This is a genomic window from Thermogutta sp. (genome assembly GCF_039793925.1).
Classification (GTDB): domain Bacteria; phylum Planctomycetota; class Planctomycetia; order Pirellulales; family Thermoguttaceae; genus Thermogutta.
Genome location: NZ_JBAMME010000373.1, coordinates 1 through 15,446, shown reverse-complemented (window position 1 = coordinate 15,446; position 15,446 = coordinate 1). Strand labels below are relative to the sequence as shown.

13 protein-coding genes are annotated in these 15,446 nt (G+C 56.3%); 3 read left to right on the top strand and 10 right to left on the bottom strand.

The genetic code is table 11. The features are described from left to right. Positions 1 to 290: tetratricopeptide repeat protein (locus tag ABJK56_RS20225; RefSeq protein WP_347246500.1), on the top strand; the 290-nt coding region annotated here is incomplete at its 5' end. 251 nt (positions 291 to 541) lie between these two features. Here ABJK56_RS20225 and ABJK56_RS20220 read toward each other — a convergent pair. The 10 genes from ABJK56_RS20220 to ABJK56_RS20175 form a co-directional block, all read right to left on the bottom strand. After that, the gene (locus ABJK56_RS20220; protein WP_347246499.1) at positions 542 to 1,138 is read right to left on the bottom strand and encodes a molecular chaperone TorD family protein; all 597 of its coding nucleotides are present in this window, start codon (positions 1,136 to 1,138) and stop codon (positions 542 to 544) included. A gap of 11 nt (positions 1,139 to 1,149) precedes the next feature. Continuing rightward, complete coding sequence (locus ABJK56_RS20215; protein WP_347246498.1) at positions 1,150 to 2,007, bottom strand: ethylbenzene dehydrogenase-related protein; 858 nt, start codon at positions 2,005 to 2,007, stop codon at positions 1,150 to 1,152. 14 nt (positions 2,008 to 2,021) lie between these two features. Beyond that, complete coding sequence (locus ABJK56_RS20210) at positions 2,022 to 3,149, bottom strand: 4Fe-4S dicluster domain-containing protein (RefSeq protein WP_347246497.1); 1,128 nt, start codon at positions 3,147 to 3,149, stop codon at positions 2,022 to 2,024. Positions 3,150 to 3,164: 15 nt separating this feature from the next. Further along, on the bottom strand, positions 3,165 to 6,623 hold the full coding sequence (locus ABJK56_RS20205) for a molybdopterin-dependent oxidoreductase (RefSeq protein WP_347246496.1): 3,459 nt from the start codon (positions 6,621 to 6,623) through the stop codon (positions 3,165 to 3,167). Beyond that, positions 6,620 to 8,257, bottom strand: a complete 1,638-nt coding sequence (locus tag ABJK56_RS20200) for a c-type cytochrome (RefSeq protein ID WP_347246495.1) — start codon at positions 8,255 to 8,257, stop codon at positions 6,620 to 6,622. The genes ABJK56_RS20205 and ABJK56_RS20200 overlap by 4 nt, the downstream gene beginning before the upstream one ends. A 33-nt stretch (positions 8,258 to 8,290) precedes the next feature. Then, positions 8,291 to 9,832, bottom strand: a complete 1,542-nt coding sequence (locus ABJK56_RS20195; protein ID WP_347246494.1) for a cytochrome b N-terminal domain-containing protein — start codon at positions 9,830 to 9,832, stop codon at positions 8,291 to 8,293. A gap of 5 nt (positions 9,833 to 9,837) precedes the next feature. Beyond that, entirely contained in the window at positions 9,838 to 10,251 is a 414-nt protein-coding gene (locus ABJK56_RS20190; RefSeq protein ID WP_347246493.1) for a ubiquinol-cytochrome c reductase iron-sulfur subunit, read from the bottom strand. Continuing rightward, positions 10,239 to 11,852, bottom strand: a complete 1,614-nt coding sequence (locus ABJK56_RS20185; protein ID WP_347246492.1) for an FAD-dependent oxidoreductase — start codon at positions 11,850 to 11,852, stop codon at positions 10,239 to 10,241. Before ABJK56_RS20185 ends, ABJK56_RS20190 begins: the two co-directional genes overlap by 13 nt. A gap of 73 nt (positions 11,853 to 11,925) precedes the next feature. Further along, positions 11,926 to 12,237 (bottom strand): hypothetical protein, encoded by a 312-nt coding sequence (locus tag ABJK56_RS20180; RefSeq protein WP_347246491.1) that lies wholly within the window; start codon positions 12,235 to 12,237, stop codon positions 11,926 to 11,928. A gap of 67 nt (positions 12,238 to 12,304) precedes the next feature. After that, a complete protein-coding gene (locus ABJK56_RS20175) occupies positions 12,305 to 12,793 on the bottom strand; it encodes an Rrf2 family transcriptional regulator (protein WP_347246490.1) in 489 nt (162 codons plus the stop codon). A 618-nt stretch (positions 12,794 to 13,411) separates the two neighbouring features. Here ABJK56_RS20175 and ABJK56_RS20170 point away from each other — a divergent pair. Together ABJK56_RS20170 and ABJK56_RS20165 are read left to right on the top strand one after the other, a co-directional pair. Further along, entirely contained in the window at positions 13,412 to 14,773 is a 1,362-nt protein-coding gene (locus ABJK56_RS20170) for a glycoside hydrolase family 28 protein (RefSeq protein ID WP_347246489.1), read from the top strand. A 123-nt stretch (positions 14,774 to 14,896) separates the two neighbouring features. Next, positions 14,897 to 15,446 (top strand): hypothetical protein (locus tag ABJK56_RS20165; RefSeq protein WP_347246488.1); only part of this gene is annotated, 550 nt, incomplete at its 3' end.

Here is a 15,446-nt window from a genome sequence, read left to right as displayed (position 1 = left end):
TGACGCTCGAACTGGATCCAGAATATCTGGAAGCCTATCTCAACCTCGGTTCCGTTCTTGTGGAACTTGGCGACAGGGAATTAGCGATGGCAGCTTATGAAGGGGCACTCCGGCTCCATCCAGACTTTCCCGATGCACATTTTCTCCTGGCCCAGCTCCTGGAAGAAATGGGACGGCATCAAGAAGCGGAAAAGCATTGGCAAAGGTTTCTTGATTTGGTGCCCGACGGCCCCTGGTGCGAACTCGCACGAAGCCATCTTGCACTGAAAAAAGAAAATCAACCGCATTAACTGGCGAGCTCAGGCATGCTTGAAATTCTGCACTGCAAGGCGTTCTGGTCTATCACGCACCACGTGAGCGCTGGATTGTATTGCGGGCGACCCGGACGCTATCACTTTTTCGCAAATATTCCCGCGGAAGGGTGGATTGTGAAGATATCGTTTCCGCGATGATCCGCGAATCTTTCTGGCAGGCTTGTCCAGTGGGGGGTGAAGGAAATGCCGACCTTTTTCAGTGGTTTACTTATGAGCTGGGCGCTAACTTAAGACGACAAGCTCGAGCTATCGCTTTTGGATGAATGAACGCGTGACCACATCCACTCAGCGGTGGCGAGCAGGCTGGGTATCTGGTGGTTCTGGAGCTTTTCCACGAGGGAAGAAAGTATCGGGGAAAAGTACTGAAGTGCCAGATGGTTGCGAAGATCGATGAAAGACAAAAAATCGTCCTGTCGTTCGTTTGCCAGCATGTAAGCTGCCCGGAGGGATAAAAAAGCATAACAATCCGCCAGCACGGCGAGGTGGTCGGGAGGTTCGTCTGTGAAATTGCGGTAGCCCGTTCGATCGTAGAAGTCCTCGAGCGTGGCCAGCATCTCTCCTGGCGAAACCAGCGGCAAATAGCTGACCGCACGAAGAGAAACCTCGCCACCGGGACAAACGGTTCGAAAATATTCCTCGGTCGCCGGGTCGTTGCACCAATTTTCAGCGATTTTGCATAGAGCGGGATCCTGAACCTCCCGAAGGAGACTCTGGATTTCACGCTTTCTGGCGGTGGACGGCGGTAGAAGAAGGAGGGCGGCCAGGTGCCATTGGGCCGCCTCACAAATCAGGGCAAGAAAGGACCGCGCGGAGAATTGTTGCATCTTCATGCTCATTAGTTTTGAACGATGTGCAAGGGAACCCATGCGGACCGCATCTTGCGTGACCCAGTTTCCTGGTGGGCGCCGTCCCAGATGGCGAATGCAACATGCGTTCCGCTATCGGGTGAAAATCCCGCGGGCGGGTCACGAACAATCACCACGGCCCAACCCTGGGCAGTGCGCACAGCCTGCGCTTGCGAATTCTTTTGGAGTGGGGTGATGGTGCCAGGTCCTTCCGCCATAATGTCCTGAGCGCCTTTTTCGGGAACTGACGCCACATCATTGCCCAAACGCCGTGCGGGGGAGTAGCGGAGAGCCATTTCTTGCTGTGCAGTGGCTCCGGGAACAAGCGAAGCTGCCTGAAATGGATAGTGATCGACCGCTGCGTTGGGATAGACCGCTTGAATGCCCTTCTCCAGAAGCGGTCCCTTCTTCCAGACCGCTTTCCAGAGAGTGATTTCCACCGGATGGCCTTTCTCGCCCATCTGCGGTGCTGGTAAGACGGCCTCAACTTTTTGAGGAAGCTGCACGGCGCAGGCGTCGGAGAACGTCGCTATGCCGGGATCGGCGTTTTCGGTCGCGTCTTCCCATTCCAGACGAAATGCGAACCGACGCCCGTCGTACAGGGCGCGAACCGCGACGTAAGATGTGGAAGGTTGCAACAAACGTGGCTCCACAAGGTCCTGCAGAAGCAGCGGAATGCGCAATTCTCGAGTCTGCCTCCAAACGGAATCGGTAGGATCGGTAGGCAGCTCTTTGACCAATAGCGCTTGAATCTCCTGGGGCGGCGGAGCCACAGCGTGTCGACGGCATCCCCCCACTATGACCGCCGCACCGACCAACAAAGTCAAAGGTAGGCGTAATTTTAACATAATCAGATGCTCCATCAGGGACAGTTATGCCGGGCCACCTGAAAACGTTCGTCGAACAGGGGTCGCTCAAAAACGGGTTCCCGCAGTGGCACACGGACGATTTCTGTACCGTCTTCCTCTATTCCCAGGATCCAGTCGTTCTGCCGCTTCCAACGGGGGACAATTTTCTCTGTACAACCAAAGAGTTGGATTAATCCCGCCAGATCGGGATCATCCTTGGCGTTCAAGTACGTTTGGATTGCATTTTGGACATGGGGACCGAAGAGCTGTTCCAGGAATCGTACTGGCACATGAACCGGCGGAATGTAGTAAACGTTCGGCTCAAGACCTAACTGAGGTAAAAGAGGTAGCGCCACTTTGCGCACATGAACCAGGTAATCGATGGGATTGTCCGGGTTCGCGGACTCCGGCACAGAGATGTAGCCCGCCAGCCGGATTTTCCCAATGCAATTGACAAAACACTGCGGTTGCAAGCCCTGTTCACGTTTGGGGAAGCAGAAGATGCACTTTTCAGAGGTGCCCGTGAGAGGATTGAAAAATACTTTCTTATACGGACATGCTTTCACGCACTCTCGATAGCCCCGACATCGCCCCTGATCCAGCAGCACAATACCATCTTCCGGTCGTTTATAAATGGAGCCCCGAGGGCAGGCTGCCAGGCATGCTGGATAGGTACAGTGATTGCAGATTCGGGGAAGATAAAAGAACCACACGGCGTGGGGCAGGTCCAAGGCCAATCCGCGCTCCACATGACCGGCGCAATCGTCCTCTCCCGTGTTGGGAAAGGCATAATCGTAGTCGTCCGGCCGCCATCCCAGGACACGTTCTCCAGCGGGAGCAGCTTCAAAGATCGTGCGACCCAGATATTTTCCGTCCTGCCATGTTTGTGGACCGAGCATTTCCAGAAGCTTGGTTTCCCATGCGAGGGGATAACTGCCATAGGGCTTGGTTTCCACGTTATTCCATAGCATATATTCCTGGCCTTTTCCTGAGGTCCAGGTTGTTTTGCAGGCCAGCGTGCAGCTTTGGCAGGCAATGCACTTATTAAGATCGAACACCGCGGCATACTGTCGCTGAGGGCGGCTTTCTGGATACCAGTAGGACATGGTGCGTCCCAGTTGCCAGTTGTAGACGATTGCCATGGTTCCACATCCTTCTCATGAAGAACGATTGGGGGTTTCAATCCGCACAAACTCGCCGGCAAGGTAGCGCCGCAGGGTTGGTGACTCATAGGTCGGACGGAGCCCCAGTTGTGCCACACGCCATAACCCCTGGCCATTCAAGCCACCCGGTTCAGCCCGCGTGATTTTCACGATTGCTTCCCGTGGGGCACCCGTCGGACAGTGAATGTCCGGGGCAAAACCAGTCGAGATACTCTGCCCAAAGATTTCCTTACGAACGAGCGAATCCGTCATCCAGGTTGGTTTAAGCCAGCCTCGGGTGGCCGACTGATGGGACCCCGAACGGAACATCGCCTGGTAGTTCGTTCGGGGATTCTTGGCGAGGCCGTCGGCCCTTGTGCGTTGGCCCTCCTGCGATCCCGGAGTAGCTCCGTACATGTTGAACCACATGCGCGTTACTCCGCGCGGAGTTCCCGGATAATAACGGGCGCGGCACAGCAGACGAGCAAACTGATAGTCCCGAGAATTTTGCTGCCAGCCGCGGAAAGGACGGTCTTCGGGATCGCCGTCCACCCACACATAGTCTCCGTCCTCAATACCCAGTTCTTTCGCGTCAGCCGGATTGATGTCAACATAGCCTTCCGCCACGAAGGGCGCCCGCTTGTCGTGACGATAAATATCGCCAAACGGGCCGAACAAAATGGCAATCATGTCGGTATCAATCGGCGTGGTATGAGCACCGTGGCGGTATTTGGGAGTGTGGAAAATGAACCGATATCCCTCAGCGAGCAACGGATGCCGCGATTTTTCAGCCACATGCCAGGGGAGGACAACGTTCCGCCCACACCGTACTTCGCAGGTGAGATCCGTGGGTTCAACGCCGTAGTCCTCTGGCTTTGCCGGGCGAATGGCCTCGTGGGGAGCCGCCACGATGATGTTCGGCTCATAGAAGGTGGAGTCTACAGGCTCGCGATGGACGGGCAAATTCTCTCCCGCCTCGATAAATTCCGGCTCTTCTCGATAAAACTCCAAACGCCCGGTTTTTGTGTACCACGGTCGCGAATCGGTGACTTGCTCATAGCATACCACCTTGGGCGTTGTAAGACTTTGTAAAAGGACCGGAATACCCTGGCGGGCTTTCTCTTCTAATTCTGTAAATTTATATCCCCTTGTATTAGAGCTCGCGTCGAGAACTCTCTGCAAATAAACATCGGTGCGTCCTTCCCGCACAAATTTCCAGTAGTCTTCGAATCGCGTATCACCGGTCAACTTTGCTAGTTGGGTTGCCACAAGCGCAAAAACTTCGATGTCACCGAGAGTATGGAAAATTCGCTTTAAGGGAGTGCGCGGAAAGACCGAGAGAAACGGATTGGTTACCGAGGCGGTCATATCGGGATGTTTCAATTCCGCCCAGGAATCCACGCCGAAGACAACATCCGCCCATTCGCAGGAGCCGGACCACCACCACTCGTTCACGCAGATCATCTCAATCTTGGGCAGGACATTCACGACGGTATTGTAGTGCCATTTCACGTTCCCAAGAATCGAGTTGGCATTGGCAAACCACAGGGATTTCGTGGGGGTGGGAATATGGGTTTTCCCCGGCAAGAGGCGCTTGCCCACCCGCAGGGGGCGATCCTCATGGTTGTAATAGTGAGCGGACTCCGGCTTCCAGTACTGGCGGACCGCAGCGGGTTTTTCCGGATCAAGTTCTATATTGAAAGGATCCTCATTAATATACTGCGGAGCACCGTTGAATAATGCCACTCGATAATTACCTGCGTACGACCCGACGTTCCCGCCAAGCCGACCTACGTTTCCGGTCAGAGCAGCTACCAAGAATACAGTGCGATCTTTGTTGTCATTGTTAAAGAACTGGTTGGGACCCATGCCCATGGCAAAGAGAGTTGTTCCCGGCTCCGCTGCGATATGCCTCGCCAGGGCTTCTACGGCTTCAGCCGGCGCCCAGGTGATTTTCTCCACAGTCTTAGGATCAAAATGGAGCAGAGAGTCGCGGATGAGATCAAAAATAGGTCGGCAGGTGACAACCGTTCCATCGCGAAGTTTAACCTGCACGGTGCCTTCTAGCAGGGCGTTATTGATGTTGCTGAATTTCCCCACCTGGTCGCGGGTGGTGGGGCGGGGAACTCCGTTTTCAGCATCCCACCAGACACTGTCGTCCCATTCCTCTCGGAGTTTTTCGGGAATCAGCATCTCGACTTGACGTCCCGGCGGTGGTGCTTTTTCGCCGGACGCAAGCACCTTGGTCGCATTCGATAGTTGAGAGGGTGGTTCCCCGAACACATCACGCGCCCGGAGACGCTGAAGAGTATCCATTCGCACCAAGAGCGGAAGATCAGTCCATTGTTTAATATAGTCGCTATCGTAGAGCTTATTCTTGACGATAACATGAGCAAGTCCAAGAGCGAGAGCCGGTGTCGTTCCAGGGCGGACGACGATTACTTCGTCGCCCTTGGAAGCCGTGGCTGAATATTCGCAGGCAATCACCACCACCCGCACGCCCTTCAGACGCGCCTCGGTGAGCCAGTGGGCGTCAGGCATCTTGGTGGTGATCCAGTTCATGCCCCACACGATCAGCGTTTTGCAATGTTCGACGGCAGAGAGGTCGAATTCCACTGTTTGCTGGCCGGTGACCATGGGATGGCCTGGCGGTAAATCGGTATGCCAACTGTAGTTGTCGAAACCGCGGCCACCGAGGGCCTTTTCCGGTGGCACTTTACGAATAGCCGCATCGAGAAGAGCAAGAGAGTTAGCGAACCGGTACAGGCCGAAGACGCGGGTGATTCCGAGCAAGGGCATGCCGCCGCGGAATTTCAAAACCTGGGTCCCAGCCCCTTGAGTGGCCTCGATTGTGACCGGATCGTATCCCTGAGCTGTTAACAGCCTTTTACCATTTTCGCCGGAATATGTTTCCGCAATGTTTCGCAGCGCTGCCGCCACAATAGTGGCTGCCTCCTCGTGAGACATACGGAGCCAGTTATCACGGCCGCGCTGAAAATACTCGGCCGGTGGACGTCCGTCCGCTCCGCGCGGAAATCCGGCATCATACCACCGCTTGAAGCCTTCACGCACCATGCACTGAGTGATTCGCCGATCGCCATAGAAGCGGCGGGGGAGAGCCAATCCTTTCTGACAAATGCGAGGATCCCACCGGTGAGTTGTCCGGCGGCCATCGAGATCTTCGGCCTCGCCGTACCGCATAGTCGGACCAATCCGAACAATGACGCCGGACCGAACATACGCCCGCAAGAGACAATTATGGGTATCATTCGGCGCACATGTAAAAGTAAACGACTCATCAAATCGCCACAGATCACGATAGACGTCTTCCCATTTTCTATCAGGATAGTGCGCCAGCGGATTATCCAACGCTTCCAGTTGCCACGCCCGGCTGATGGACTGAGCGAACGCGGCGAACCCGGCGCCAGAAAGAAGGGAAAGAAAATCACGACGCGAAAATTCTCGACTATTCATTTCGCTGTCTCCCATGTGCGAATATAGGCGACTATCGCTTCAATTTCCTGATCAGAAAGTACCGGATGATTGAGAGAGGGCGACGCAAAACCTTCCATGTTTGTTCCGCGCCGGCCGCGGCGAATCGTTTCTACGAGAAAGTCGTCACTTGCCGTTTGCAGCAAATTGGGATGATTGAGTGCTGGAGCCTCTGGTCCGCTCCCGTCCTTCCCGTGACAGCCGGCACACCACCGTTCGAAAAGTGCCTGTCCGCGGGTTGTGTCTGCCGAGACCCAACGCTGTTCGGAATGCAGAGGCTGGGGTGAAGGAACGCCACTTCGTGCTCGCAAGTATTCCACAATGGAATCGATTTCCTCGGGATGCAGTCCCACCTCGGCCTCGGAAAAGGCAGGCATTCGCCGTCCCGGGCGCCCATCTCGAATCGTAGCCAGTAAAAAGGCGTCATCGGCTACAGCGAGAAAGTCAGGATTGCCCACGGCTGGGGCGGGCGGGTGGCCGGGAAATCGTCGCCCTTCCCCCTGCGGACCATGACAACCCGAACAAAACGCAGCGAAGAGCGTTTCGCCATCGGTTGCAAATTGCCGACGCTGCATGCGTTCAACAAGTGTGCGGTCGATAGGTTCCGGCAGCTTGTTGGAAGGATCGCTTCGCAGGGAGAGCAAATAGTACGTCAGTGATTCCACCTGCGCGTCGGAAAGCAAAAGCTTAGGCATTTTGGAGCCCGGGACGATCTTGGCGGGGTCTCGTGTATGAGCGGAAAGCCAATTGGCGAGCGTGTGCGGACCTTGAACATTGGTGAAGTCCAGCCGGGCGGGATCGCGGAGTCCGATGGCCGTCAGATCGGGGCCCTCGGTCCCGCCGACGCCAGAAACCTTGTGACAACCCCGACAGCCCAGCGAATGGAAGAGTGCCTGACCCGCCACCACATTGGGTGTTCCCACACGCGTTTGCAGATATTCTTCGAGGAGCTGACGTTCCTCAGCCGACAGGTCGGGAATGCAATCGCGCCAAACCGGGTCCTTGTTCTCGCGTGCGCGCCGCTGATGGACCTGATACCAGTCTGAGGCGAATCCCCGACGTCCAATGACAGATAAATCGGGTCCCTCCATGCCTCCCACGCCAGCCGGCCGAATCGTTCCGCCGCGGCCATCTAGACGGTGACAGCTCAAACAATCGGAACGTTCCAGAACAGCTTGGCCCTGAGCCAGACGTTCCAGCGTCGGAACACCGATTTGCGTGTGGCAGGTTCCGCAGCCGGCTTCGACAAACCGGAGAGGGATAAGCGGTTCCGGCCAGAATGGCACGTCGCCATGGGCGTCGGCACTCTCCGTAGCTCGTCCCTGTCCACCATGGCATACGGTGCATCCAAACTCTCCAAGGTCGTGAGGAACGGGTGGATGGGGACGCGCGAGACGGTGCAAACCGATCAGACGTTCGGCGGGATCCATCCCTATGTGGCAGGTGGTACAGCGGTCCACAGTACCGCCGGTAGTTCCTACGATCTGGCGAATTCCGGTGGAGAAAGGTCCATCCGAGGCCGCTACTTCCGCCTGAACGCGTCGCCATTGGCGGAGCACGTTTTCTTCCAGGGCAGCCGCGAGCAAGACCACCACGACCCCCAGACTGGACCACAACAGCAGGTGTTTATTCTTTGTCTCCCTAGGCGATCAATGCTTCGGCCAGTCCGCCGGGGACCAGTAAAATCCCCAGTTTGGTCCACGAAAATGAACACCAATAATCGTGAGCACCACAAATCCACAGAGAAAGCAAGTGAAGAGTGCTACCGCACCGGCTCGGGCAGAACGATACCGGTGGACTGTCACCAGCGAGAATGTGGCATAAACGACGACTAACAACGTTCCGGGATTAACGAATGTGATAACGAGTTGGGGAATATCCGGAAACCACTGCCGGAGCCATCCAAACTGAATGGCGAAGGCTTCAATACCGATGACTGAAAGTAATCCAAACAGTGCGGACAGGAGGACGAGGCGCTTGCCGCCCGGTCCGCCGAACCATCTTCCCGTCCCATCGGTTTCCCGATCCAGGAATGGAATCAGTCCCAGTCCCACGATGACGATCAAAGGAATTCCCGCTCCCCCCATGAATGCAGAATGGGACACGAGCTCCTGAATACCGAGAAAGTACCAGGGGGCCTTAGCAGGATTCTCCGGCACCGCCGGGTTGGCAATTTCCTTCAGAGGGGCGTTCCAAAAGATGGCGGCCAACACGCTTAGAAAGATTGTCAACATGAAGACGGCGCATTCCGCATAAAACAGGTGGGGCATGGAAGGAATCGTATTTTCTGGCCCTCGGTTCACCGCAGGTGAACGGCCTCTGACGATCGCGGCCAGGTGATACGTTTTGGTGGGGGCGTCCGTGAAAACCGGATATAGGTCCCTAGGAGGCCCCAAAATCGCATCGGCGTCCTCTGGTCGCGCCAGTCCCCCGTCTTTGCGAATCCGCCAGAAGTGAACACCCATCAAAATAACTAGCGCCAGTGGGAGAACGACGACATGCAGCACATAGAAACGTATCAGCGACTCATCTCCCACCTCAGGCCCGCCCAACAGGAGCGTTTTCATCCAGCCACCCGGGTCGAAGTAGGGCGTGATCCCGAGAGCATCTGTCAGTTCCCGAGGCGACTGCGCGATATTGGCACCGATGGTGATCGCCCAATAGGCCAGTTGATCCCAGGGCAGCAAGTAACCTGTGAAAGATAGTCCCAGCGTCAAAACGAGAAGTGCCAGTCCCACCAGCCAGTTGAACTCGCGCGGGTAACGGTAGGCACCGGTGTAAAAGACGCGCGCCATGTGGAGAAATACGGTGACCACCATCAGGTTGGCCGCCCAGCGGTGGATATTACGAATAAAGCGTCCGGTTGGCACAACATAGTGAATATCTTTAATAGATTGATAGGCGACATCCGGATAGGGCTTGTAGTAAAGCATTAATAACACGCCCGTGATGAGCGTCAGCAGAAAAGCCGCAGTAACGGCTACTCCCAGCCCCCAGGTTGTTCGCCACCTGAGACTCCAGCGGTGCACGCGAACAGGATGAATATGAAGAAACAGATTATTAAAAACAAATTCTGAACGCGCCCGATCAGTAACAGGCGGGCCGGAACGGAATGCGGATTCCTTTAACCGCCGGGGCGTTGCCCGCAAATGGGACCACAATTCCTTGAGGGGTGCTTGTTTGGGCTCCATATGCATCAACCTCGTGCCTTAGTCCCGGGCTGAACAGTCACGTTTCCATCCACCCACACTTCGTTTCCCTCAAGCGAAACCGCCAGCCAGGGAAGAGGCTTGGGAGCAGGGCCTCCGATCACATGCCCGTCGGGCGCAAATCGCGAGCCGTGACAGGGACACTCAAAGCCATTGGGGCTCGGCTTCACGATGCATCCCAGATGTGTGCATACCAGCGAAATGGCATACACACCTTCGGAATCGCGGAACAGAACAACATTGCGACCGGGTGGCACAAAGGGCTCACCTGGCTGGAGTGACTCCGGTAACTTCACCCGAAATTTACGCGATGGGGATGCCGATACGACAACCCGGGGCAATCGAATAATGCCCAGAAATGCCAAAAACAGCGCGCTGGCGAAGGCCCCTAGGGCCGACAAACCGAGAAAATCCCTGCGTGGTACCGGCTCAGGAGCGAGCCGGGAGGGCACTGTCGTGTGATCGTCTTTCCTAGCGTTCTCCACTCCACCTGATGACAGACCCTTTCCATCGTGATCGCGTCAGCCGGACATCGAGCCGCGCACAGCCCGCAACGAATGCAGCGATCCTCATCCTTGAGGATGGCACTTTGCTGGGTCCAGTCGATTCCTTCTCCGAGAAGCGCTGAAACAAGTTTTTCCAGTTCTTCGTTCCGCTCCATTGCTTGGAGAGGAACGAGCTTAAGGCAGCGGGTGGGACATACATCCGCACAACCTCCGCAGAGGATGCAGCGCGACCCGTCGAAAACTGGTGAAACTGCACAATCCAGACAGCGTGATGCTTCCCGCCTGGCGAGAGTGGCGTCGTAGCCTGTTTCCACCAGTATGTCCCACCCTTTGAGCCTTTCCGTGACCGGGGTGGTGGGTATTGGCTGTCGTCGCAGATCCTCGTACCCGCGCTCTCGCCGATAGCGTTTCTCCTCCAAAAACACGGTTGTGGCTTCGGGGACCAAGCGACGGCCAGTCAAATACTCATACACCGACCGTGCCGCACGTTTGCCCGAGGCGACCGCATCAATGAGAAGCTTTGTCCCATGTGCTAGGTCACCAGCCACAAAAACACCCGGTGCGGTGGTGGCCAGGGTCTCTGGATCCACGACCGGCCAACCGGGCCGATGCTGCTTTATGTCATCTCCACCTTCTGCCAGAAAATCGAGGTTAGTCGCCTGGCCCACCGCAAGAAGGACAGTATCACACGGAATGCGTATTCGGTCTGCATCATCAAAAATAGGTGCGAAGCGACGGTTTGCGTCGTAAACTCGCAAACATCGCCGAAAGACAACTGCGGTAACTTCGCCGTTGCCACCGCGCTCAATTTCCACAGGACCCCAACCCCCCAGACGTTCGATCCCTTCTTCGTCGCCCTCGAGGATTTCCTGGGTGTCCGCCGGCATTTCTTCGAGGGTTTCCAGCGACACCAGTTTGACGCCGGTGCCGGGTTCCATCCGCGCGGCCGTTCGTGCTGTATCCCACGCGACTTGCCTTAGCACAGTTCTCGCCACATCGTAAGCCACGTTGCCACCCCCAATGACCACAACGCGGCGACCAATCGGAAACGGTTCTCCCAGCGCCACGGCACGTAAAAGATCGACGCCGCCATACACGCCAGGACCGTTCTCCCCAGGGATTCCCAACCGTCGGGCGCGCTTGGCACCCACCGCGAGAATGATAGCCGCGTACTCGCGCCGCAGTTGAGCGAAGGAAATGTGCTGCCCCACGCTCTGTCCGCACCGGAGCTCGGCGCCTAGTGCTTCAATCACCGAAATCTCCCAGCGGATGAGTTCACGCGGCAAGCGGTAGGCGGGAACTCCCAAAGCCAGCATGCCTCCCGGAATGCGTTCGGCTTCGAAGATAACCGGCCGAAAACCCATCAACGCCAGATCGTGAGCAGCAGCCAGACCAGCAGGACCGCCGCCGACGATGGCGATGGGTTGACCGGCTGCCTTCTCGACCCGGCCCTCCGCCTCCGCTTTAATCCACGCGGCCAGCTCTTCGGCATCCATAGCGATCGGTGGGGCCGCCTGGCGAAGATATCTCCAGTAATCCGCGGGGTCTCACCTCTCCCAACCGCTGGACTCACCAGGCAAATCGTTTGAGCGCACGAATTGCAATGGGGCGGTCTTCGGCCACAAAATGACCGTCGGCGTCTACTCGCGGAACCCGTCCCCGTCGACAGGCCGCCTTGCACGGCGCCCCGCAGATCCGCCCGCAAATCGAAGCGAGCGGGTTGGGACCTCGGGCGATGAGATATGCCTCTTCATAACGTCCCTCGGCAATAGCCCGAACATATCCCCGCGCATCGGTATGGACCGGACAGGCCACCTGACACGCAATGAGCTGCCGGTGGTAGTCGGCACCCGGTACGGAAACGGCGAGTGTTTGCTGCAAGGCTACACCTCCTGTCCCCGCGTTTTTCCAGCCTTCATCGTCCGACCGGGACGAGGCCGCGAAGGAGTCACCGGCCGCTCTTTTTTTCCGGTGGTACGAGCTCCACGATCTCGAAGCCTGGATACAACCAGCATTTCTCCCTTTCGGGAAGTGAAGGATCAGGACTCGGCCGCTTGAGCATATCGGCGAGCGTCCATCGGGAGAGCACGTCCACGATTACTCGATGAAGTTCTGCAGCCGCTTGATGAAAAGCACAGGTGAGTGTGAGATCTTCGGTTTCTTGACAAAAGTCGCCCAGAAGCACGCCCTGGCAGGCCTCAACAATACTGAGGAGCGAGATCTGTTCCGGCGAACGATTGAGAGAAACTCCACCGGCCACCCCTCGCTGGGCCTTAAGGATTCCCGCTTTAACCAACTGCCGGAGCACCTTTGCCAGATAGGTGGGAGACTCCCCGAAAGCCTGGGCAATCACCCGCGGCGAAACGGGTTGGTGATCTGGATGGAGCCCCAGAAACACCAGTGCTTTCAAACCAGAAATGGTGGTTTTCGTCAACATAGCAAAATTCCAGATAAATCGGATAAGCGATATCCACAATATCCATAATCCGTTTGTTTGTCAAGACATGAGGGCTTATTGATCACCTATTTTCTGGACTATTCGGTCCATTAAGCCCCCTGTGGCCGGTTCTCGTGACGTCCGTTGCAGCCAAGTCCCCTTCCCAACCGAGCGAGCCCCAACGCTAACTACGGCAGCGACACAAAAGGGCAAGAGGGCGGCGAGTTCTTCATGGGCAGATTCATATCCGCGAAACCAACAGAAACTCGGCTCGTTATGAATTGCCGGTAGAGAACACATTTGAATAGGGTTCTGATCAAGGCCACATACTCGGCTTTGTTACCCTTGGGCCGACATTCACAAGGGTCGAGGTGCCCACTTTTACCGACAAAGTCGTAAATTTTGGGAGACCGCACAGAATGGGCAAACCGCTGCCAGGAAGGATAACCAAACACCATGAGGATTGACGCACGTGCGCTCGCGGTGTTGCCCGGCTGCGGAGGCCCGCCAGTTTCCATAGAATAGGAGGCGAATCAGAGCGATGTCTGACGAAATGAACGGCGCGCATTTGCTAATAACGGTCGTCCCAATCTCAAGCACTTGGTAGGAATCCAGCCTATGCGTGTCTCTCGAAAGAGCTTGCTGATCTTGCTCACCGTGGTGATGTATATCAGCGGAGAATGGAGCCAGGCAAAAAGCTTTAACGTCAAAGATTTTCAGGCCAAGGGGGACGGCCAGACACTCGACACATCGGCGATCCAACGGGCCATAGATGCGTGTTCTCACGCTGGCGGCGGGACGGTGATCATTCCGGCCGGCGAGTACCTCTGTGGCACGCTCCGGCTTGCCAGTCGCGTGACGTTACAGCTTGAACCCGGTGCCGTGGTCCGACAAAGCCGGAGGCCTGAGGATCATCCCAGGACGCGGCATTTGATCGTTGCCCAGGAGGCTGAAAATGTAGCCATTGTGGGTAAGGGTATCCTCCGCGGCATTGGTGACGGTGATCTGGGACGCCGGGCTGACCGGAGTGACGCTCAAATGCCGGAGTTTCGTGCTGGGCTTGCCCTTTTTGAGAAATGTCGGAATGTCACTGTCCAAGGAATCACATGCCTATTGAGCGACACCTGGACACTCACGTTTCGCTTCTGCGAAAACGTAACTGTGGAGGATGTCACGATCCGCAACCATTATTTTCACGTAAATTCCGATGGCATTGATCCCGTCTCGTGCAAGCATGTGCGGATCGCAGGATGCCGCATTTCCGCAGGGGACGATTGCATTGTTCTTAAAACGGTCGAGGGTAAATCATGTGAAGACATCAAAGTTCGCGACTGTGAACTGGAGTCGATTGCCACGGCTATCAAGCTGGGGACGGAATCGTCGGGCGATTTTCGGGATATCGAATTCGCAGATTGTGTTGTCCGCAACAGTACTGTGGGGATCGGAATTTACGTCAAAGACGGTGGCACGGTAGAGCGTATTCGATTTGCCAATATCTCGTTGGAGAATTACACACCCACCGGCGCGAGTAACGTCGAGGGCGCGATTTTCCCCATCTTCATGGATATCGAAAAGCGCCATTCCGATTCACCGCTCGGTCACATTCGCGATGTCACTCTGGAGAACATCACGGTTACAAGTGGTTTTGGTGCCCTTGTTCAGGGAACGCCCGAGCATCCCATCGAACGGCTCACGATCAGGAATTTCACCTTCCAGGTGCGGGATCCTCAAGACTGGGGCAATCGGCGAAAACATATTGGAGGTCGTCGGACTCTTTCTGGACAACGCGATACGGAGTTTGCGCGTCTGCCCGGCTGGTTGGTGGCCGCCCACGTGCGCGGTTTCACGTTGGATGGCTTCACACTGATTCTTCCTCCGGCCGTAAAAGAAGACCCCGGCAGGCAACCGGTGATTCTGCGCGATGCCCCAGACAGCATCATCCGCAATTTGATTGTCGAGGGGCAGAAAAACTCTCCGTGAAGAAGTGTCAAACTTTCCCGGTATGAGTCTGATCAGAGATCGCACCCAATGATTCTTTTGTCGCAGGAAAACACCCTCCGGTACGGAATGCGTCCCAGTATTTCAAAGCCGTGGAGGAATGCTATGCAATTGGTTCGTGGCTTTTGGAGCTGTTCCATTGGTTTGGCGTGCCTATTGTTGCTGGGTGAATGCTGGGCCGTGGCAGAAACAGCGGTAACGGTGTTGCCCGACGAGCAAGTTACATGGGCAATTGGTGGGGTAGGGGGAGCGTACTTCTTAGCCACCGAGGGAACGCTGACCGTAGAAGTGTACAAACGTGACCTCCACCGTTACAACTGGGTCACGGAGCTTCGGGCGATTCTGGTCAGCCCTGACCGTCGGGTGTTGGCTGAGGCCCGAATTCCCGACGACGGGTTGCCGACGGGAAAGGGTTCAGGTCCGTTTCAAATGGTGCGGTTAGAAACAAAGGTGGATCACCCCGGTGTTTATGGACTGAATATCACGGTTTCTCAGGATCGCTACGGTGAGGAGATCGCTTGGGGTTTCCGTACGAATTGCCAGCACTACGTCATCGAAACCGCACGGGGTCATCGGGATGAAGCCCACCGCGAGCCGATCGTGCTTCTCCATCCCGATAAGCCGGGCGACGTGGTTTTTCTGCCGCGTTCCGGCG

Bases quoted from the DNA above. Each gene is read 5' to 3' on its own strand.
- ABJK56_RS20195 (WP_347246494.1), bottom strand. From the start codon at position 9,832: ATGGAGCCCAAACAAGCACCCCTCAAGGAATTGTGGTCCCATTTGCGG.
- ABJK56_RS20215 (WP_347246498.1), bottom strand. From the start codon at position 2,007: ATGTTAAAATTACGCCTACCTTTGACTTTGTTGGTCGGTGCGGCGGTC.
- ABJK56_RS20185 (WP_347246492.1), bottom strand. From the start codon at position 11,852: ATGGATGCCGAAGAGCTGGCCGCGTGGATTAAAGCGGAGGCGGAGGGC.
- ABJK56_RS20210 (WP_347246497.1), bottom strand. From the start codon at position 3,149: ATGGCAATCGTCTACAACTGGCAACTGGGACGCACCATGTCCTACTGG.
- ABJK56_RS20220 (WP_347246499.1), bottom strand. From the start codon at position 1,138: ATGCAACAATTCTCCGCGCGGTCCTTTCTTGCCCTGATTTGTGAGGCG.
- ABJK56_RS20205 (WP_347246496.1), bottom strand. From the start codon at position 6,623: ATGAATAGTCGAGAATTTTCGCGTCGTGATTTTCTTTCCCTTCTTTCT.
- ABJK56_RS20170 (WP_347246489.1), top strand. From the start codon at position 13,412: ATGCGTGTCTCTCGAAAGAGCTTGCTGATCTTGCTCACCGTGGTGATG.
- ABJK56_RS20175 (WP_347246490.1), bottom strand. From the start codon at position 12,793: ATGTTGACGAAAACCACCATTTCTGGTTTGAAAGCACTGGTGTTTCTG.